General features: G+C 66.9%; 22 protein-coding genes and 1 tRNA gene. 10 read left to right on the forward strand and 13 right to left on the reverse strand.

Annotated features, from left to right (window positions below; translation table 11 throughout):
• Positions 1-57 precede the first annotated feature (57 nt).
• The 3 genes from NNY25_RS10420 to NNY25_RS10430 are packed head-to-tail and all read right to left on the reverse strand — an operon-like array spanning position 58 to position 2161.
• Entirely contained in the window at positions 58-957 is a 900-nt protein-coding gene (locus NNY25_RS10420; RefSeq protein ID WP_265571362.1) for a mechanosensitive ion channel family protein, read from the reverse strand.
• 48 nt (positions 958-1005) lie between these two features.
• Complete coding sequence (locus NNY25_RS10425; RefSeq protein ID WP_265571363.1) at positions 1006-1431, reverse strand: DUF2141 domain-containing protein; 426 nt, start codon at positions 1429-1431, stop codon at positions 1006-1008.
• Positions 1367-2161 (reverse strand): sterol desaturase family protein, encoded by a 795-nt coding sequence (locus NNY25_RS10430; RefSeq protein WP_265571365.1) that lies wholly within the window; start codon positions 2159-2161, stop codon positions 1367-1369. Before NNY25_RS10430 ends, NNY25_RS10425 begins: the two co-directional genes overlap by 65 nt.
• A 47-nt stretch (positions 2162-2208) precedes the next feature.
• Here NNY25_RS10430 and crtY point away from each other — a divergent pair, with 47 nt between their 5' ends.
• The 3 genes from crtY to NNY25_RS10445 are packed head-to-tail and all read left to right on the forward strand — an operon-like array spanning position 2209 to position 5763.
• On the forward strand, positions 2209-3360 hold the full coding sequence (gene crtY / locus NNY25_RS10435) for a lycopene beta-cyclase CrtY (RefSeq protein WP_265571367.1): 1152 nt from the start codon (positions 2209-2211) through the stop codon (positions 3358-3360).
• The gene (locus tag NNY25_RS10440; protein WP_265571369.1) at positions 3357-4838 is read left to right on the forward strand and encodes a phytoene desaturase; all 1482 of its coding nucleotides are present in this window, start codon (positions 3357-3359) and stop codon (positions 4836-4838) included. The genes crtY and NNY25_RS10440 overlap by 4 nt, the downstream gene beginning before the upstream one ends.
• Positions 4831-5763, forward strand: coding sequence for a phytoene/squalene synthase family protein (locus NNY25_RS10445; RefSeq protein WP_265571370.1), 933 nt, complete (start codon positions 4831-4833; stop codon positions 5761-5763). Before NNY25_RS10440 ends, NNY25_RS10445 begins: the two co-directional genes overlap by 8 nt.
• Here NNY25_RS10445 and NNY25_RS10450 read toward each other — a convergent pair.
• The 3 genes from NNY25_RS10450 to NNY25_RS10460 are packed head-to-tail and all read right to left on the reverse strand — an operon-like array spanning position 5723 to position 7081.
• A complete protein-coding gene (locus NNY25_RS10450; protein WP_265571371.1) occupies positions 5723-6244 on the reverse strand; it encodes a sterol desaturase family protein in 522 nt (173 codons plus the stop codon). The two genes, NNY25_RS10445 and NNY25_RS10450, sit on opposite strands and share 41 nt — an antisense overlap.
• Positions 6245-6246: 2 nt before the next feature.
• The gene (locus NNY25_RS10455; protein WP_265571372.1) at positions 6247-6552 is read right to left on the reverse strand and encodes a hypothetical protein; all 306 of its coding nucleotides are present in this window, start codon (positions 6550-6552) and stop codon (positions 6247-6249) included.
• A 10-nt stretch (positions 6553-6562) separates the two neighbouring features.
• Entirely contained in the window at positions 6563-7081 is a 519-nt protein-coding gene (locus NNY25_RS10460) for a DNA-deoxyinosine glycosylase (protein ID WP_265571373.1), read from the reverse strand.
• Between the two features lie 76 nt (positions 7082-7157).
• Between NNY25_RS10460 and NNY25_RS10465 the strand changes: the two genes are divergently transcribed.
• Positions 7158-8309: a glycosyltransferase family 4 protein gene (locus NNY25_RS10465; protein WP_265571374.1), complete on the forward strand. Its 1152-nt coding sequence runs from the start codon at positions 7158-7160 to the stop codon at positions 8307-8309.
• Here the strand turns inward: NNY25_RS10465 and NNY25_RS10470 are convergent.
• Positions 8306-8947, reverse strand: a complete 642-nt coding sequence (locus NNY25_RS10470; RefSeq protein WP_265571376.1) for a PadR family transcriptional regulator — start codon at positions 8945-8947, stop codon at positions 8306-8308. The genes NNY25_RS10465 and NNY25_RS10470 overlap by 4 nt on opposite strands.
• Positions 8948-9063: 116 nt before the next feature.
• Between NNY25_RS10470 and NNY25_RS10475 the strand changes: the two genes are divergently transcribed.
• The 4 genes from NNY25_RS10475 to NNY25_RS10490 all read left to right on the forward strand — a co-directional run bounded on the left by NNY25_RS10475 (position 9064) and on the right by NNY25_RS10490 (position 12693).
• Entirely contained in the window at positions 9064-10404 is a 1341-nt protein-coding gene (locus NNY25_RS10475; protein ID WP_265571378.1) for a replication-associated recombination protein A, read from the forward strand.
• Between the two features lie 41 nt (positions 10405-10445).
• On the forward strand, positions 10446-11747 hold the full coding sequence (locus NNY25_RS10480) for a mechanosensitive ion channel (RefSeq protein ID WP_265571379.1): 1302 nt from the start codon (positions 10446-10448) through the stop codon (positions 11745-11747).
• Positions 11744-12598, forward strand: coding sequence for a hypothetical protein (locus NNY25_RS10485; RefSeq protein ID WP_265571380.1), 855 nt, complete (start codon positions 11744-11746; stop codon positions 12596-12598). The genes NNY25_RS10480 and NNY25_RS10485 overlap by 4 nt, the downstream gene beginning before the upstream one ends.
• 22 nt (positions 12599-12620) lie before the next feature.
• A tRNA-Thr gene (locus NNY25_RS10490) sits at positions 12621-12693 on the forward strand.
• 7 nt (positions 12694-12700) lie between these two features.
• Here the strand turns inward: NNY25_RS10490 and NNY25_RS10495 are convergent.
• The 5 genes from NNY25_RS10495 to NNY25_RS10515 all read right to left on the reverse strand — a co-directional run bounded on the left by NNY25_RS10495 (position 12701) and on the right by NNY25_RS10515 (position 16584).
• Positions 12701-14788 (reverse strand): TonB-dependent receptor, encoded by a 2088-nt coding sequence (locus NNY25_RS10495; RefSeq protein ID WP_265571381.1) that lies wholly within the window; start codon positions 14786-14788, stop codon positions 12701-12703.
• Between the two features lie 218 nt (positions 14789-15006).
• Entirely contained in the window at positions 15007-15240 is a 234-nt protein-coding gene (locus tag NNY25_RS10500) for a hypothetical protein (RefSeq protein WP_265571382.1), read from the reverse strand.
• Positions 15240-15641 (reverse strand): PspC domain-containing protein, encoded by a 402-nt coding sequence (locus NNY25_RS10505; protein ID WP_265571384.1) that lies wholly within the window; start codon positions 15639-15641, stop codon positions 15240-15242. The genes NNY25_RS10500 and NNY25_RS10505 overlap by 1 nt, the downstream gene beginning before the upstream one ends.
• Positions 15642-15659: 18 nt before the next feature.
• Positions 15660-16355, reverse strand: coding sequence for a phage shock protein PspA (pspA, locus tag NNY25_RS10510; protein ID WP_265571535.1), 696 nt, complete (start codon positions 16353-16355; stop codon positions 15660-15662).
• 94 nt (positions 16356-16449) lie between these two features.
• Complete coding sequence (locus NNY25_RS10515) at positions 16450-16584, reverse strand: hypothetical protein (RefSeq protein WP_265571386.1); 135 nt, start codon at positions 16582-16584, stop codon at positions 16450-16452.
• 253 nt (positions 16585-16837) lie between these two features.
• Between NNY25_RS10515 and NNY25_RS10520 the strand changes: the two genes are divergently transcribed.
• On the forward strand, positions 16838-17074 hold the full coding sequence (locus tag NNY25_RS10520; protein ID WP_265571388.1) for a hypothetical protein: 237 nt from the start codon (positions 16838-16840) through the stop codon (positions 17072-17074).
• A 67-nt stretch (positions 17075-17141) separates the two neighbouring features.
• Positions 17142-18746: a methyl-accepting chemotaxis protein gene (locus NNY25_RS11530; protein ID WP_276591673.1), complete on the forward strand. Its 1605-nt coding sequence runs from the start codon at positions 17142-17144 to the stop codon at positions 18744-18746.
• Positions 18747-18764: 18 nt separating this feature from the next.
• Here the strand turns inward: NNY25_RS11530 and NNY25_RS10530 are convergent, their stop codons facing one another.
• Positions 18765-19061: a DUF3297 family protein gene (locus tag NNY25_RS10530; protein WP_265571389.1), complete on the reverse strand. Its 297-nt coding sequence runs from the start codon at positions 19059-19061 to the stop codon at positions 18765-18767.
• Positions 19062-19080 lie beyond the last annotated feature (19 nt).

The raw sequence follows: 19080 nt of genomic DNA on the forward strand, positions 1-19080 counted from the left end.
GGAATGCCTATCGTACTCGACCAAGACCGCCTCCCGCGAAAAAGGCTGTGTTCGTCCCTATCCCCGTTCCCGCATCGCCATGCCATCCGGAACGCTCTTGAGGTGCACGTCGCGCTGCGGAAACGGAATCTCGATGCCCTCGTCCTTGAAGGCCCACCAGATCGCCTTGAGGACCTCGCTGCGTACGTTGCCCACGCCGCTTTCCGGGTCCCTGATCCACGCCTGGATCTCGAAATTGACGCTGTTGTCGCCGAACTCCTTGAGCCACACGTTGGGCTTGGGGTTCTTGAGCACGCGGTTGCACGCGGCGGTGCACTCGATGAGGATTTCCTCGACCCGCTTGAGATCGCTGTTGTAGCTGACGCCGACCGGGATCTGGATGCGCACGTTCTTGGACGAGTAGCTCCAGTTCTCGACCGTCTCGGTCATCAGCAGTTCGTTCGGGATCAGGAATTCCTTGCCATCGCGCGTGATCATCGAGACCGCGCGCGTGCCGATCTTGCTGATCGCGCCGAAATAGTCGTTCACGACGATGACGTCGCCGGGTTTGACCGAGCGGTCCATCAGGAGGATCAGCCCGGCGATGAAGTTGCCGAAGGTCTTCTGGAGCCCGAAACCGACCGCAAGGCCGAGCGCACCCGAGAAGAAGGCAAGGCTGGATAGGTCGAAGCCGACGAGGTCGATGCCGATGAAGAAGACGATCGCGAAGATGACGATCGAGGCGATCTTTTCCGCGAGCAGGCCCTGCGCGGCGTCGAAGCGGCTGGCGCGCCGGATCAGCCTTTTGACCGACCAGAGCGACATCTTGAAGACGAGGAACAGCCCGACCGCGACGACGCTCCACGTGAGCACGTCGAGCACGGAAACGCGGAAATGGCCCACCGCGAGCGCGATGTCGTCGAGCCCGTCGAACAGGCGCACGGTGGTGCCAACCACCTTGTCTTCGACCGAATTCATGGATTCCTGCCTAACGCAGGCGAAACGACTTGTCGAACGGCGGCAGGATCAGAGTATATATTTCATCCGCACCTGCTTGACGCTCTCGCCTGCGGGCAGTTCGAACGCCACGTCGCGGCCGCGCGGGGGGCCCATGCGGATCTTGGGATTGTTGGAAAAGCCGAAGCCTTCCTTGGGGATCTTTGTGAATAGGTCGAGGCGGCCGTTGGCATTCTCGTCGTGGAGCAGGAGCAAATAATAGCGCCCGGGCTCGAGCCCGTCGAAGCGCAGCACCTTGGCCTCGCTCGCGCCGACGCTACGCTTAAAGGCATCGGGATCCTCGCTGCAGTCGAGAAAATCGTCGGCGCGCGTCAGGCAGGCGCGCACCTTGCCCTTGGCGTTGCGCAGGTTCGAGATTTCGACGGTGAGGTCAGCTGTCGCGTGCTGCGGCGCGGGCGCGGGGCCTGCTGCCGACACGGCCAGCCCCGCCAGCATCGCGCCGACGAGGCGCCTGGAATTCGCCCAGCCCGCGATCGGTGCCGCAAAGATGGTCCCAGAAGCGGAAGTAGAGGCCGTAATTGCAGCGATATTTCTGGTGATGAAGCTCATGATGGCTCGCGGTTATCAGTCCTCGCCCAAATAAACCATGAACAAGACCGCGCGGAAACAATTCCCAGCCCATGTGATTGGTGACACCCATCACCGTCATCACGGTGAGGACGAGGAGCAGCATCGCGGCGTGGATGGGGACGAGGAAGACGAGCGCGGGGATCACGACCGCGCCGGTCACCGCTTCCCACGGGTGAAAGCTCATCGCCGCCCAGGCGGTGGGCGGGCGGCTGGCGTGGTGGACCGCGTGGACGCGCTTGAACAGAGGCGGCCAGTGCATCGCGCGGTGGGTCCAGTAGAACCAGGTGTCGTGGAGGGCGAGGTAGACGAGCACCGAGACGGGCGGCCACCACAAGGGCATGGCGTCCCAGTCGGTATAGATCTTCGTCCAGCCGCGCGCCTGCCAGCCCCACGCGACGAGGCCTGCGGGGAAACCGTAGATGGCCGCGGAGGCGAGGCTGTAGGCGATTTCCATGCGAACCTGCTTGCCCTGCCCCGCAAGGCGGCCGGGGAAACGGCGCGCGGTCCAGGCCGCGAACAGGCCGCTTGAGACGAGGTAGCGCACCGCGACGATGGCGGTCATCGCCAGCATGGAAAGGACAATCGCAATGGCCATCATGGGAAGACTAGGCGACCTCTCTGGCCCTCGCTAGGGTGAATGCGATGGCAGGCGGGCACGATCTCATCATCCTCGGCGGCGGGCTGGCGGGATCGTTGGCGGCGCTGGCGCTTCGCGACCGCAAGAGCGACCTTGATGTACTGCTCGTCGAGCAGGGCGAGGCGCTGGGCGGCAACCATGTCTGGTCTTTTTTCGACAGCGATGTGGCGCAAGAAGACCGCGCCTGGCTCGACCCGCTGGTGGTTCGGCACTGGAATGGGAACGAAGTCCGGTTTCCCCATCGCACGCGCCGCCTGTCCAGTGGTTACAACAGCATCACCAGCGAGCGGCTCGACAGCGTGGTGCGGACCGCACTCGGAGCGGATGCGGTCTTGCGGGGCGAGGTGCGCGAGGCGGGGCCGGGCCACGTCGTCCTCGCCGACGGGAAGCGGCTCGAGGCCAAGGCGGTGCTCGATGCGCGCGGCCTCGACAAGCCGCCCGAGGGCATCGCCTGCGGCTACCAGAAATTCCTCGGCCGGATGCTGGTAATCGAGGGCGGGCACGGCGTCGAGCGGCCGGTCATCATGGACGCCGACGTCGACCAGTCCGACGGATACCGCTTCGTCTACCTCTTGCCCTTCGACGAGACGCATCTGTTCGTCGAGGACACTTATTATCACGACCGCCCCGAGCTGGACGCGGCAGCGCTCGGGCGGCGGCTCGACCTCTATGCCGCCGCGAAGGGCTGGAAGGTCGACGCGATCGAACGCGAGGAAACGGGCGTGCTGCCGGTGGTGAAGTCGGGCGATTTCGACGCGCTGTGGCCCGATAGCGACCCGCTCGCTCGCGCGGGGGTGCGCGCGGGGCTGTTCCATCACCTCACCAGCTATTCGCTGCCCGATGCGGTGCGTTTCGCCTCGTGGCTGACGCAGCGCATGCCGGTCGGGGGCGAGGCGCTCGGCAAGGCAGCGAGAGCGATGGCGCGGGCGCATTGGCGGCGGTCGGGTTTCGAGCGGGTGCTCGCGCGGATGCTGCTCGGCGCGGCCGATCCGGGCGACCGCTATCGCATCCTCGAACGCTTCTACGGGCTTGAGGAGGGGTTGATAGCGCGATTCTATGCGGGCAGGTCGAGCATAATGGACCGCTTTCGCATCCTTGCCGGAAAACCGCCCGTGCCGATCGGCCGCGCCATCGGCGCTATCCTGGAGCGCGAGTGAGCGAGGATTCCAAGCAGCGCGCCATCGTCATCGGATCGGGCTTCGGCGGGCTGGCGCTCGCCATCCGCCTGCAATCCGCCGGCATCGCGACGACCATCGTCGAGGCGCGCGACAAGCCGGGCGGGCGGGCCTATTTCTGGGAACGCGACGGTCACGTGTTCGACGCCGGGCCGACCGTCATCACCGATCCTGATTGCCTGAAGCGGCTGTGGGCGCTGTCGGGGCAGGACATGGCGCGCGATGTCGACCTCGTGCCCGTCGATCCCTTCTACGCACTCGACTGGCCCGACGGGACGCGCTTCGACTACACCAATGACGAAACGCGGCTGATGGAGCAGATCGCCGCGCTGGAGCCGCGCGATGTCGACGGGTACAAACGCTTCCTCGACTATTCGGAAGGCGTTTTTCGCGAGGGCTACGAGAAGCTCGGCACCAAGGCCTTCCTCAAACTCACCGACATGCTGAAGGCCGCGCCCGCGCTGGCGCGCTACCAGGCGTGGCGGAGCGTCTATTCCATCGTTGCAAAGTTTGTGCGCGAAGAACATTTGCGGCAGGCATTTTCGTTCCACACGCTGCTTGTGGGGGGCAATCCGTTCACCTGCTCGTCTATCTATGCCCTCATTCACAAGCTCGAGCGCGATGGCGGGGTATGGTTCGCCAAAGGCGGCACCAACCGCCTCGTCGCGGGGATGGTGGCCTTGTTCGAGCGGCTGGGCGGAACGCTGCGACTGGGCGATCCGGTCACGTCGATCGCGACTAGGAACGGGCGCGCGAGCGGGGTGAGGACGGCCAGCGGCTGGTCGGCGGACGCCGACATGGTGGCGAGCAACGGCGACGTGGTCGCGACCTACCGACTGCTCGATCACGCGCGCGGGAAAAGCGAGGCGAAGCGGCTGGCGAAGAAGAAATTCTCGCCGAGCCTGTTCGTGCTCCACTTCGGGCTCGAGGGCAGCTTCCCCGAAATCCCGCACCACATGATCCTGTTCGGGCCGCGCTACAAAGGGCTGCTCGGCGACATTTACGACCGCGGCAGGCTGGCGCCCGACCCGGCGCTCTACCTCCATCACCCGACCAGGACCGACCCGTCGATGGCGCCCGAGGGCTGCTCGACCTTCTACGCGCTCGCTCCCGTCCCGCATCGCGGGCGCGCCGACGTCGACTGGCAGGCCCAGGGCGAAGCCTATGCCGAGACCATCCTCGACACGCTGGAGGAACGGCTGATCCCGGAACTCCGCAGCCGTATCCGCACCCGCTTCCACTATACGCCCGCCGATTTCGAGAGCGACCTGTTCGCGCATCTGGGTTCGGCCTTCAGCCTCGAGCCCGTGCTGACCCAGTCGGCCTGGTTCCGCGTCCACAATCGCGACAACGAGATCTCCAACCTCTATTTCGTCGGCGCGGGTACGCATCCGGGCGCAGGCATCCCGGGTGTGGTCGGCAGCGCCGAGGCGACCGCAAGGCTGATGATCGATGGATGAGCGGCGCGCCCGGCTGGTCGAGGAGGCGCAGCGCATCATCGCGGCCGGTTCGAAGAGTTTCCGCTTCGCCAGCCAGCTGTTCGACCGCGACACGCGCGAACGCAGCTGGCTGCTCTACAGCTGGTGCCGCGCGTGCGACGACATTACCGACGGGCAGACGCTCGGCCACGACGCCGCGCCCCCGCCCGACCCGCAGGCGCGCATCTCCTTCATCGAGGAGAAGACCGCCGCCGCGCTCGCGGGCGAGCCGACCGGGCTTGCCCCGTTCGACGCGCTGGCGCTGGTGGCGGAGGAGACCGGCATCCCGCCTGCAGTGACGCGCGATCACCTTGCGGGCTTCGCGCGCGACGCGGCGGGTTGGCGGCCCGAGAAGAGCGAGGACCTCCTCTCCTACTGCTACCAGGTCGCGGGCGCGGTGGGCGTGATGATGGCGCACGTGATGGGCGTCGAGCCGGACGAGACCGACACGCTCGACCGCGCCGCAGACCTCGGTATCGCCTTCCAGCTCGCCAATATCGCGCGCGACCTCGTCGAGGACGCCAAGGTCGGGCGCACCTACCTGCCCGCCCAGTGGCTGCGCGAGGAAGGCCTGACGGAGGGCGAGCTTGCCGACCCGGGCCACCGCCCTGCTCTCGCGCGCATGGCGCGGCGGCTGGCCGATCTTGCCGACACCTATCGCGCCTCCTCCAAGGTCGGGGCGGCTCGCCTGCCGTTTCGCAGCCGCTGGGCTGTGCTGGCCGCCGCGCGCATCTACGGCCGCGTTGCCGAACAGGCGCGCGAACTCGGCGAGAGGGCTTGGGACAGCCGCATCGTCGTGCCCAAAGGCGAAAAGGCGTGGTTGGTACTAAGAGCGTTCGGTGACGCGATGGCCCCGGCGCGGGACGTCAGTCGCGCGGGGCTGTGGACGCGCCCCTCGGCGACCTGATCTCGGCCTCGTCGCGGCGCTTGAGGGCGCCCTTCAATTTCTCGACCGGCGGCGCGTAGATGAAGCCGAAGCTGACCGCGCCCTCGCGGCTCTCGACCGCGTGGTGGATGCGGTGCGCCTGGACGATCCGCTTGAAATAGGTCGAGCGCGGGACGATGCGGTGCGCGACGCGGTTGTGGACGATGACGTCGTGGAAGCCGAAATAGATGGCGCCATAGGCGGCGATGCCCGCGCCGACCCAGGTCGCCCAGTCGCCCCAGCCCGCCTGCACCCCGCCGTAGAGCAGCACGATCGAGGGCACCGCGAAGATCGCGGCGTAGAGGTCGTTGAGTTCGAACCGACCCGTCCGCTCGCGGTGGTGGCTTTCGTGGAGGATCCAGCCAAGCCGCCCGTGCATCACCCAGCGATGCGCGACATAGGCGACGCCTTCCATCGCCGCGACGGTCGCCACGAACAAGCCGATCCCAGCCAGCCAGGACATGGTTACTGCTCCTGCCCCGCGAGGAAATGCATCAACTGGGCGAGCGTCGCTTCCATCTGGTCCTGCATCTGGCTGATCAGCTCGTTCTCGCGCATGCCCTCATGGTCTAGCGGCTTGGAATAGCTGTCCGAGAAGGCCTGGAGGTCTTCCTGGTCGAACACGCCGCGCGCGACGAGGCGCGCGAGGATCACGAGGAGCCCGTTGGTATTGGCGATATTGCCCGCCACCAGCGCCTCGTCGACCATGGTCAGCCGCTGCCGGCCTTCCTCGTCCTCGGCCTCGATATCGTCGATTTCGGTGTCGTCCATGAGCGCCATACTAGGCCCCTCGCGGCGGAGCGCCAGCATGTTCGGCGAGCACGGCCCATTTTTCCGCCTTGGCCGCATAGGTCATGCGCGCGTGAGCGGGGCTGGATGAAGGAAGATCGACAAGGGCCGCCTCGATGCCCTCAAGCACGCGCCGCCCGAGCGTTGCCGCCTTCGCGCCGTTGAAGGCGATGGCGCGAAGCTGCTCCTGCCCGGCGACATAGTCGGCGAGCGGATTGGGCTCGGCGCGCCTGATCGCGCTGTCGAGGCTGCCGGAACGCTCGGCCCTGCCGACAACGTCCCACAGGGCGATGCCGCGAACGGCCAGTCGCTCCAGCCGCACCTCGTAGTCCAGCGCTTCCATTTCGTCACCGATCGCCCCGCCGAGCAGCTTCCAGAAGAGATTGCGCGGGTGGGCGTAATAGCGCGCCTCGGCGAGCGAGCGTTCGCCCGGAAGGCTCCCGAGAATGAGAAGGCGTGGGCGCGCTGCGCCGACCGGGGGAAGTCCTTGCTTGAGTGCGACGCTTGCCATCGCGCAAGGCTAGCCGCGCCGCGCCGTCGCGCCAATGCTTGCCGCGCGCCCCTGCAAGCCGCTAAGCCCCCAATCCATGAAGCCGAGCGACATGCGTATCGCCCTTTTCACGGGCAACTATAATTATGTTCGCGATGGCGCGAACCAGGCGCTGAACCGCCTCGTCGATTATCTGCTGCGCCAGGGCGTCAAGGTGCGTGTCTATGCGCCGACGGTGAAAAATCCCGCCTTTCCCGCGACCGGCGATCTTGTCCACGTCCCCGCGCTCCCGATCCCGGGCCGGTGGGAGTATCGATACCCGATGGGCCTGCCGCCACGCGTGCGCCGCGACCTCGAGGCCTTCGCTCCCAACATCGTCCATATCGGCAGCCCCGACATCGCCGCACACCGCGCGGTCACCTGGGCGAAGAAGCGCGGCATCGGGCGGGTCGGCTCGGTTCACACGCGTTTCGAGACCTATTTCCAATATTATCGCCTCAAGTTCCTCGAGCCCCTGATCTGCAAGGGATTGAAGCGCCTCTATAATCGCTGCGACGCGCTGGTCGTCCCGGCCCAATCGTCGCTCGACGTGTTGCGCGAGCAGGGCATGAACGACGATATCTCGATCTGGAGCCGCGGCATCGACCGAGACCAGTTCAACCCCGAACGCCGCGACATGGAGTGGCGCCGCGCGCAGGGCATCGGGGACGACGAAATGGTCGTCTCCTTCCTCGGCCGCGTGGTGATGGAAAAGGGGCTCGACGTATTCGCCGAGACGATCGCCGCCCTGAAGGCGAAGGGCGTTTCGCACCGCGTCCTCGTCATCGGCGACGGCCCGCACCGCGATTGGTTCGCGGGCGCGCTGCCCGACGACGCGGTGTTCGTCGGGCACCAGGAGGGCGCCGACCTCGCCCGCGCGCTCGCGTCGAGCGATGTCTTCTTCAACCCCTCGATCACCGAGACGTTCGGCAACGTCACGCTCGAGGCGATGGCGTGCGCGCTGCCCGTGGTCGCGGTGGCGGCGACCGGCACCACCAGCCTCGTCGAGGATGGGGTCAGCGGGAGCCTTGCGCCCGCCTACGACATCGAGGGGCTCGCCGACGCGCTCGCCGCCTATGCCGCCGATCCCGGCTTGCGCGCCGCCCATGGCGCGGCCGGGCTCGAAAGCGCGCGCGGCCGCGACTGGGACAGCATCAACGCCGCCGTGCTCGACGTCTATCGCCGCGTTGCGGAACGCTACGCCGCCTAGATTTTCTCGATTTTCCGCGCCGCCTTGTCGAGGATGCGCGCGATTTCGGCGATCGTCTCCTCGTCGGCGCCGTCCTGCGAGATTTTCTGCCAGAAGGCCGTCATGAGGTGCTTGATCGACGCCTTGATCGGCTGCGAACCCGCGCGCTCGCGATGTTCGCCATGCCGTTCGAGCCGCTCCATCAGACGCGCGACATCGTCGGCCTTGGCCTCGAGATAGGCGGTCCCGTCGTCGGTGATCGCGAACGGCTTCTTCTTGCCCTTGGCCTTGGCCTCTTCGATGAACCCCATCTCCTCGAGCAGGGTCAGCGTCGGGTAGACCGTACCGGGCGAAGGCGAATAGCCGCCGCCGGTCTTTTCCTCGAGCGCGCGGATGAGGTCGTAGCCGTGGCGCGGCTCCTCGGCGATCAAGGCGAGCAGGACCAGCCGCAATTCGCCGCTGTCGAACATGCGCCTGCGCCCGCCGCCCTCGCCGCGATGGCGATGGCGATGGCGGCCGGGGCCGTGCCCGTCGAAATCGAAATTGAAGCGCAGCCCGCCGGGGCCGAATCCCATGTCGAACCCGCGCCCCTTGGCGCGCGCCAGGCGCGCCAGCTTCTTCATCCGCCTGATGTCGGACTTCCATTCATGGTGACTCATCGCGTGTTTCCTCTTCACGTCACCGCTTCCCGCCAAGAGATATATCTTCGACTAGATATATCTTCAACTCCTCGGGCGTGGCGTTCGTCGAAAAGTCTCGGCATAGCCGTGGGGACATGGCCGACCTGTTCGCATCCGATTCCCCGCCCGACCCGCAGGCCGATGACACGCCCGGCGATGGGGCGCCGCTGGCCGACCGACTGCGCCCGCGAGCGCTGGGCGAGGTGGTGGGCCAGGAGCATCTCACCGGCCCCGACGGCGCGATCGGGCGGATGGTCGCGGCGGGCAAATTGTCCTCGATCGTCCTGTGGGGCCCGCCCGGCACCGGCAAGACCTCGATCGCGCGGCTGCTCGCCGATGCGGTGGGCCTGCGCTTTGCCAGCCTCTCGGCAGTGTTTTCGGGCGTTGCCGACCTGAAGAAGGCCTTCGCCGAGGCGAAGACGATGGCCAAAGCGGGCAAGAAGACGCTCTTGTTCGTGGACGAGATCCACCGCTTCAACCGCGCCCAGCAGGACGGCTTCCTGCCCTTTGTCGAGGACGGCACGATCACGCTGGTCGGCGCGACCACCGAAAATCCCAGCTTCGAACTGAACGCCGCGCTCCTCTCCCGCGCGCAGGTGTTGATCCTCCACCGGCTGGACGAGGCGGCGCTCGCCACCCTGATCGAGCGCGCCGAGGCCGAGACCGGCAAGACTCTCCCGCTCGATGACGACGCGCGGGCTGCCTTGGTCGCGAGCGCCGACGGCGACGGGCGTTTCCTCCTTAACCAGGTCGAAACGCTGCTCGACCTCGGCCTCGAAGAAACGCTCGATCCGGCCGGGCTCGCCCAGCTGCTCCAGCGCCGCGTGGCGGTCTACGACAAGGATCGCGAAGGCCACTACAACCTCATCAGCGCGCTCCATAAGAGCCTGCGCGGCAGCGATCCGCAGGCCGCGCTCTATTATCTCGCGCGCATGCTGGTGGCGGGCGAGGAGCCGCTCTACGTGCTGCGCCGGCTGGTGCGCTTCGCCAGCGAGGATATCGGGCTCGCCGACCCCAATGCGCTGGTCCAGTGCCTTGCGGCCAAGGACGCCTACGACTTCCTCGGCAGCCCCGAGGGCGAGCTCGCCATCGTCCAGGCCTGCCTCTACTGCGCCACCGCGCCCAAATCGAATGCCGCCTACAAGGCGCAGAAGGCCGCCTTCCGCGCCGCGAAGGAAACGGGAAGCCTGATGCCGCCGCAGAACATCCTCAACGCCCCGACCAAGCTGATGAAGGACATCGGCTACGGCGCGGGCTATTCGTACGACCATGATGCCGAGGACGGATTTTCGGGCGCCAATTATTGGCCCGAGGAGATGGCGCGCCAGGATTTCTACGCCCCCTCCCCGCGCGGCTTCGAGGCCAAGATCGCCGAGCGGCTGCGCTACTGGGACGAGCGGCGCGCCGAGATCGAGAAGGGGCAGACAGGCGGATAATAACGGTTATGATGACCCCGTAACTTTCTAAGGGGGAAGTCATGTACCAGTCCGAAACGCCGGCCGCCTACTGGCGCGACCAGCTGATCGAATGGGGGCCCAAGGTCCTCTTCGCCATCCTCATCCTCATCGCCACCCATTTCATCGCCAAGGCGGCGCAATGGGCGGTCTCGCGGCTGATCGACAAGATGCCGGTGTTGAAGCGCGATCCCGGCGTGGGCGGCGCGAGCATCGGTAAGGAGTTGGGTCGGCTCGCCTACTGGCTGGTGTGGCTGGTCGGGCTGATCGCGGCGCTCCAGCCGCTCGGCCTGTCCGGCGTGCTGACCCCCGTCACCAACCTCACCAACGAGGTATTCGCCTTCCTGCCCAAATTGCTGGGCGCGGGCCTGTTCTTCTTCGCCGGGTTGATCCTCGCGCGGATCGTGCGCCACGTCGTCGAGGCGGCGCTGGGCGCGATCAACCTCGAGAAGCTTGCCAGCCGCGCAGGGCTTTCGGTCGGCGCCGCGCCGGTCAAGGTCGATGGCGAGGGCGTCGCCACCGAGGGCGAGGCGCCCGCGCGCAGTTCGATCGCCAAGGCAGTCGGCATGACCGTCTCGGCGCTGATCATCATCTTCGCCGCGATCGGCGCGCTCCAGATCCTCGAGATCAGCGCGATTTCCGATCCCGCGACCGCGATGCTCAACACAATCGCGCTGGCCATCCCGCGCGTGCTTGCCGCGCTCGTCTGGCTGGCGATCGCCTTCCTGATCGGCAAGTGGGTCAAGACGCTGATCGAGACGGTGCTGCCGAGCCTGGGCTTCGACGACAGCGTGCGCGCACTGGGCGTGATGCCGACCGCATCCAATCCCTCGCGCGTTGTCGGGTTCATCGCCTTCACCGCGATCCTGCTGGTCGCCGCGATGGAAGCCGCGCGCCAGCTGGGCGGCGACAATGTCGCGATCCTGCTGTTCCAGATCACCGAGCTGGGCGGCAAGGTCATCTTCGGCACGGTCATCATCGTCGTCGGCCTGTTCCTCGCGCGCATCCTGTCGAACATCGTCGGTGCGGGCACGGGCGAAGGCACCTACGCCCAGACGATCGTCAAATATGCGATCATCGCCCTGTTCACCGCGATCGGCCTGACCTTCATGGGGCTGGCCGACCAGATCGTGATGATGGCGTTCGGGCTGATCCTCGGCTCGGCCGCAGTCGCGACCGCGCTCGCCTTCGGGCTGGGCGGCCGCGACTTCGCGGCACGCATGCTCGACGAATGGCATCACGACACGCCGCCCGCGCCGCCGCCACCGCCGCGCCAGATCCGCAAGGCGCCGAGCGAGGACGACAGCCAGCCGCCGCTGGTGTGACCGCGGCTCCGCCCTTCGCGTCGACCGTCGCGATCGACTGGTCGGGCGCGAAGGGCCGCCGCCACAAGGGGATTTCGATTGCCGAAGCGCGGGGGAGCGATCCTCCGCGCCTCGTACGTGCGGACCATGTCTGGTCGCGCAGCGAAGTGCTCGACTGGTTGCTAGAGCGTGCCGAACAGGAGCCGACCCTGTTCGGGTTCGATTTCTCCTTCGCTCCGCCGCGGATCGAGCGCGGGAGCTATCTGCCGGGCGAGGACGTGCCCTCCAGCGCAAAGCCGTTCTGGGCCTATGTCGAGGCGAACAGCGAAGACGAGGATCTTGGCGCTGCAAGTTTCCTGGAGCAGGTCCACCGCCCCCATTTCTATTTCGGCAAGGCCGACGGGCGAAAGGCAGACTACATGCATTTCCGCGCCGTCGAGAAGCGCTTCAACGCGGGCGGGGGCGGCAAGGCAGCGACGGTTTACGACGCGATCGGCGCGGCGCAGGTCGCCAAGGCGAGCTTTGCGGGCATGCGCCTGCTTCACCGCATCGACGGGCGCATTCCCGTCTGGCCGTTCGACCCGCTCCCCGAGACGGGCAGCGCGGTCGTCGAGATTTACGGGCGGCTCTACATCCGCAAGGCCGGGCTGCGCGGGACCAAGATCAGGGACCGGGCCAGCCTGGACGCTGCGTTGGCGGCGCTGGGTAGCGCACCCTATGACGGCGACGCGGCGCTCAGCGACCACGATACAGACGCGCTGGTGACGGCAGCGGGAATGCGCTGGATGCTGCGCCGACCGGACGCGTTTATGCCCGGCGGCCTGACGCGCGAGATCGCGCGCACGGAGGGCTGGACGTTCGGCGTGGTTTGAGACTAGAGCGCCTGTCGCGGTCGCCGGATTAGCTCAGCCGGTAGAGCAGCGGTTTTGTAAACCGAAGGTCGCGGGTTCGACTCCTGCATCCGGCACCGCTCCTTAGAAGCTGAAGCGCGTTCCCAGGCGGAAGTCGCGGCCCGCGAGGGGCACGAAATCCTTGGTGAAGCTCGCATGGCGGCGCGCGTCGACGTCGAAGACGTTGTTCGCCGAGACGAAGATCACCGTTTCCTCGTCACGGCCGAACGGGCGCCAGCCGAGCGAGGCATTGACCATGGTGTGACCGTCGGTCGCGGTCTCGAAGGCTGCGGTGCGGTTCTGGTCGGCGACCCATTCCACCTCGATGCGCCCGTCGAAATTGCCGACTTCACCGGTGAGGCCCAGCCCCAGCCGGAAGGGCGGGATGCGCGGCACCGGGTTGCCGTCGGCGAGCGTCGCGCGGACATAATCGGCGACGAGATCGCCTTTCACCGCCCAGTCGAGCCCTTCGGCCAGCGTCGCGCTCGCCTCCATCTCGATGCCCCAATAGGTCGCGTCCTGCTGGCGATAGGCGAACAGCGGGAGTTCGTCTTCCTCGAGCCCGGTGTCGGCCTGATAGATGAAGTCGGCAAACCAGTTGGCCCACAGCGTCGCCGAGGCCGCGACGCGGCGCCCGGCGTAGCGAGCAAACGCTTCCCCTCCCCAGCTCTTCTCGACCACCAGATCGGGATCGCCCAGCTCGTAGGACTGGGTCGCGACGTGGGGGCCGTCGGACAGGAGTTCTTCGGCAGAAGGCGCGCGTTCGGCGCGCGACCCGTTGACGCCGACCTTGAAGTCGTCGGTCACCTCGTAATTGAGCCCGAGCGCAGCCGAGATGGTCGTGAAATCGCGCGCGATCGAGACCGTGTCGGCGGTCACGTCGGTCCATTCGATGCGCGCACCGCCCTCGATACCGAGGCGGCCCGGTGCATATTCCTGCACCGTGAAGATACCCCACTGGTCGGTCGTGTTGGCGGGCACGAAGGCTTCCGCCCCGATCGCGTCGAAATCGCGCGTATAGAATTGCGCGCCGGTCGCGCCGTGCCAGCCGTCCGCGTCTCGCTGCTTCAGCTCGACGCGGCCTTCCATCCCGTCGGAGAGAAAGCGCGTACCGACCTCCTCGCCCTCGAGCTCGACATGCTCGTAATCGGCCATGCCGAAGCGCGCGGTGAGGCTTTCGAAAAAGCCCTCGAACTCCACGCGTGCGCGCGCGTCGAGGCGCTCCTGGTGCATGTCGATGCGAACAGGCGCCTCGCCTTCGGCCCCTGCCTCGTCCTCGCCGTCGCCATGGTGATGGCCCGCGCCGGGGCGCATCGGGACGCCATAGAAACTGTCGTAGAGCCCGTAGGACGCGCCCAGTTCGACCCGGTCGCCGATCCAGGCGAGGCCGACCGCGCCGCTGGTCTGTTCGGTCGCGCTGTTGGGCAGCACGCCGCGCAGGCCTGCCGCCTCGCGCGCCTCGGCCGCTTCGTCGGGTTCGCCTTCCTCGTCCGCCTCGGCGGCGAGGGCGAGCAGGTCCGCGCGCAGGGCAGGCGTCATGACGTAGTCGCCCACACGCACGTCCTCGGTCTTGCGCCAGCTGATGTCGCCGTGGGCCACGAAGCCTGCGCCCAACGACACGTCGGCCGCCGCGCCGAGCGAGACGCCGTCGTCGGCGCTCGAAAGCTGGCCGACCAGGTCGCCGTGAAAGCCGCCCTCGGGTACGCGGCGCGGGATGCGGCGGTCGATCACGTTGACTGCGCCGCCGACCGCCTGGCTGCCGAAGATGAGGACGGCGGGCCCGCGAATGACCTCGATCCGCTCGGCAGTGAGCGGGTCGATCGTGACCGCGTGGTCGGCCGAGGTGTTGGAGACGTCGATCGCGCCCAGCCCGTCATTGAGGACGCGGATGCGCTCGCCCTGGAAACCGCGCAGCACCGGGCGCGAGGCGCCGGGGGTGAAGCTGGTCGCCGAGACGCCCGGCAGGCTGGCAAGCGTGTCGCCGACCTGGAGCTCCATGTTGCGCTGGAGCGCCGCGCCGTCGAGCACCGAGGCGCCTGCCAAGAGGTCGAGCCCCTCGATCACGTGGCCGGTGATGACGATCACGTCCTCGACCGGCGGGTCCTTCTCTTCGGACGGCGGGACATCCTGGATGGCGAGGAGGGAGGCCGAAGCCAGCAGCGAAACGATCAACGAACAACTCCGGGTGGATCAGTCTTGGCCGCGATATAGGTGTAACTATGTATCATGCCAAGGGACGGTCGGAAGGATCGTGGTGGGCGGGCGATGAACCGTGCCTGCACGGCGCCCTGCCGAAAGAAAATGGCGGCCCGGCCTTCAGGAGGGGGCCGGACCGCCATGGGACCGGACGCGGGAAGCGAGGAAGCGTCCGTTCCGGGGGTTTGTAAGACCTAGAGATCGATCCCTTCGGCGATCGCCTCAAGCTTGCGCACGCGCTCCCTCAGGTCCGCGATCTCGATCCGGCCGCCTGCCGGGGGCAGGTCGGGGTCGCCGCCGCGGGTCGCCAGTTCGAGCCGCTTGTAATCGATCCAGTTGGTCCAGCCGCGCAGGCCGGCGAAGGTGGCGAGGCCAAGCCCTGCAAGGGTGCTGGCGCCGACGATTCCAATGCTGAGCGGATCCATCATCACTTCTCCTCACGAAGCTTTTCGATTTCGCGGGCGAGCTCGTCGCTGTCCGCGCTGTTGAGGTGGTGGTCGATCGCCATCATGCGGCGGTCGGCATCGTCGAGCTTGGTGCGCAGGTCGTGGGTCGAACCACGGCGCTTGCCGATGCGCGCCATCTTCTCGAAGTCGCTTTCGTAGGCACCGCGACCGGCATCGACCTCGCGCTTGCGCTGGATCGAATAGTAGATGCCCATCGCGACATAGGCGATCAGCGCGGCTTCCCACTTGATGAACAGGAAGGTGGCGGCGAAGGCGACGCGGATGAAGGTCGGGTCGATCCCGAACTGGTCGCCCATGCGGGCGCACACACCTGCGAGTTTCTTGTCGGCCCGTGCCAGCGAGTAGCGATAGTCCTTGGCCATGTTCCCCTTTTCCTTCCCTTAATTCTTCGCCGCGAGCGCGGCTTTCATCTTCGCGAGCTCGGCATCGACCTTCTCGGCGGTGCGCAACTCGGCGATTTCGTCCTCGAGGCTCTTGGGACCCGACAGGCCCAGCGCTTCGGCATGGCCCTCGGCGAGGTCGGCGCGGCGCTCGAGCATTTCGAAGCGCGAGAATGCATCCTCGGTACGCTCACCATAGATCACTTCGCGGGCCCTCGCGCGGGTCATCGCGCTCTCGATCCGCGAGGCGATCGAGGCCTGGCGGGCGCGGGCTTCGCGCAGCTTGTTCTGCAGCTTGGCGATATCCGCCTCATAGCCGCGCAGCACTTCCTCGATCTGGCCGATTTCCTCGCCGAGGCCCTCGATCATCTCGCTGACCTTGGCCTTTTCGACCAGGGCCTGCTTGGCGAGATCCTCGCGGTCCTTCGACAGCGCCAGTTCGGCCCGCTCGGTCCAGCTCGTCTCGAGCGAACGCAGGCGGTCGCTGGCGCGGCGCATTTCCTTGATGTCGGCGATCGAGCGGGCCGCAGTGGCGCGGACCTCGACCAGCACTTCCTCCATCTCCGCGATGATCATGCGGATCATCTTCGCCGGGTCCTCGCTGCGGTCGAGCAGCTCGTTGACGTTGGCGGCGATGATGTCGCGGGCCCGGGTAAAGATAGGGCCGGAGAGGATCGAGGTGACCTGCGTGCCCATGCGCTCCATGCGGGGCGCGGGACGCGGGGCGATCGGCTCGATGCGCTCGATCTGGGCCACGCGGACCTTCTTCTTCGCTTCGATGGGGGTCAAATCAGGCATAGGTGGCGCTCTGGATCGGGCTGGCGACGGCATCGGTCGGCATCACGGTGGAGCCGACGACGATGGTGCTCATCAGCAGCGACGCGACAATCGCGAGCATCTGGCGCTGGAGCTTGTGACCGAACATTTTCTTTCTCCCTTTTTGCGAGGCCGGGCTGTTGCCGTGGGCCTCGCCCAAACAAATGCAGGGAGCGTGCCAAATGGATTTTTTGGCAGAAAATGAAGATTTTCTCCGACACGCGCCACAATCGGAAGGGCCTTGTGGTGAAAATTCCCACCAAGCGTTGGGATTTTGCGCCGACCAGGCGGACGGGGAGGAACGGATCGGCGAGACGCGCGTCGTATTGGCAAATGGAAACACGCGCGAAAGGAGCGCTCACATGCTGAAGAACATCATCACCGCCGTCGCAGGTCGCAGGGTCGCCGAGCAGCTTGGCGGCGGGGCCATCGGCGCCGCCGCGGCCACCGCCCTGCCCTTCATCGCCAAGCGCGGGCTCGGCCCGCTCGGTGTCGCACTGACCGCCGGCTGGGCTGCCAAGAAATACATGGACTATCGCCGCGCGAAAAAGGTCCGCACCTATCCGGTCGACGCGACCCCCGCAACGCCCGGCCTGTAACCCTTCCCTACGGGAACCGGCGCCGCGGTAAAGGAAGCCGCAACCATTTTGCGGCATTGATGGCCGCATGGCGCGTTCCGGTATCTCCCTACTGTTTGACGGCCCGCTCGGCAGGATAGTCGGCGCGGGCCGCCATGCGTCCGAGACGCACGAGGAATTGCTAGACTTCCGCATCCGCGGGATGATGGCGGTCGTGTGGTACTGCTGGGCGTGCAGCGCGACCTTCTTCGCGATCGGTCTGTTCATGCCGACCTACATGCCCAATGCGGCGATTGCCTTGTCGGCGGCGACCAGCGCCATCGCGCACCTCGCCGCCGTGCGCAAACGCTACAATTTCTACTCCTCGACCACGATCGCGCTGATGGCGACGCTGCAGCCGGCAATCCTGCTCTACATGATGCAGGACCAGGGCTGGCAGACCGAGGCGCACTTCTTCTTTTTCCTCGGCCTCGCCGCGACCACGATGATGTGCGACTGGCGCCCGGTGGTGCTGGGCGCGGCCGGCATCGCGCTCCACCATCTACTCGTCGGTCACGCCATTCCCTACTGGCTCTATCCCGACGGGATCGCGCTGTCGCGCACGCCCATTCACATCGCCGCGATCGCGGTCGTGGCGGCGCTTTTGTCCAAGATGGCGGCGATGTTCAGCGAGGCGTTGAACGAGCAGGGCGAAGCGCGCTCGGTCAGCTTCGGCGCGGCCGAACAGGCCGACGAGGCGCGCCGCGAGATGCGCGAGGCGCTCGAAGCGCAGCGCCGCGCGGAAGAGAAGATGGCGGACGAGCGCGTTCGCCGCGAGCAAGCGGAAAAGGCCGCGCGCGAGGCGCGTGCCCGCGCGGTCAACGACCTTGCCGCCAGCTTCGAGGGGTCGATCTCGGAAATCATCACTGCGGTCGGTGCTGCCGCCGCCCAGCTCAAGAACAGCGCGGGCGCGATGGCCGACTTCTCGCGTACCACCGGCCAGCAGGCGTCGGATGCGATGCACCAGGCGAAGATGGCCGCCGACAGCGCCGACCAAGTCACCAAGGGCGTGGTCTCGCTGACACGCTCGATTTCGTCGGTCGCCGACACCAGCCGCGAGCAGCGCTCGCTGAGCGAGACCGCGCGCGGTTCGACCGACCGGGGCGGCCAGTCGCTGAAGGTGCTGTCCGAACGCACGGCAAACATCCAGCAGTTCGTGGAATTGATCCGCGGGGTCGCCAACCAGACCAACCTCCTCGCCCTCAACGCCACCATCGAGGCGGCGCGCGCGGGCGATGCGGGGCGCGGCTTTGCGGTCGTGGCGGGCGAGGTGAAGGGGCTCGCCGCGCAGGCCGGTACCGCGACCGAGGAAATCGCCACGCTGATCGGCTCGATCGGCGAAGGGGCGGCGGGCGCGGAAGGCGCGTTCAGCGATGTCGCGCAGGCGATGGCGCGATTGCTCGACCATGCCGCGACGCTCGAATTCGAGGTCGAGAAGCAGCGCGATACGTCGCTGCTGATCGAGCAGACCGCCGAGGAGAGCGCGCTGTCGGTCGACAGCATGTCGCGTCACTGCACCGGGGTGGCCGAGGCCGCCGACAAGGCCGCGCGCCTGTCGGACGAGGTCAGCGAGGCCGCCGCGCGCCTGTCGGAGAATGCCGAACGGCTGCAGCACGCCACGGCCGATTTCCTCGACCGCCTCTACGCTGCCTAGGTCAGGGCTTGAGAGGGCCTAGCCCTCCTTCTGCTGGTCCGCGTACCAGAAGGGCTCGACCTTGCCCTTGAGCTTGATCGTCATCGGGTTGCCGTGCCGGTCGCGGCTCTTGCCCGCGGCAATGCGGATCCAGCCTTCCGACAGGCAATATTCCTCGACATTGACCTTCTCGACCCCGTTGAAACGAATGCCGACCCCCTTTTCGAGCAGTTCCTGGTCGAAATGCGGGCTGCGCGGATCCATGCTGAGGCGGTCCGGAAAATCGGTCTTGGGGCTGGCGGTGCCTTCGCCCTCTTTGTTGGTCTCGTCGGTCATGCGCCGCCCCTAGCCCCGC

The organism is Sphingomicrobium nitratireducens (assembly GCF_026157035.1).
Classification (GTDB): Bacteria; Pseudomonadota; Alphaproteobacteria; order Sphingomonadales; family Sphingomonadaceae; genus Sphingomicrobium; species Sphingomicrobium nitratireducens.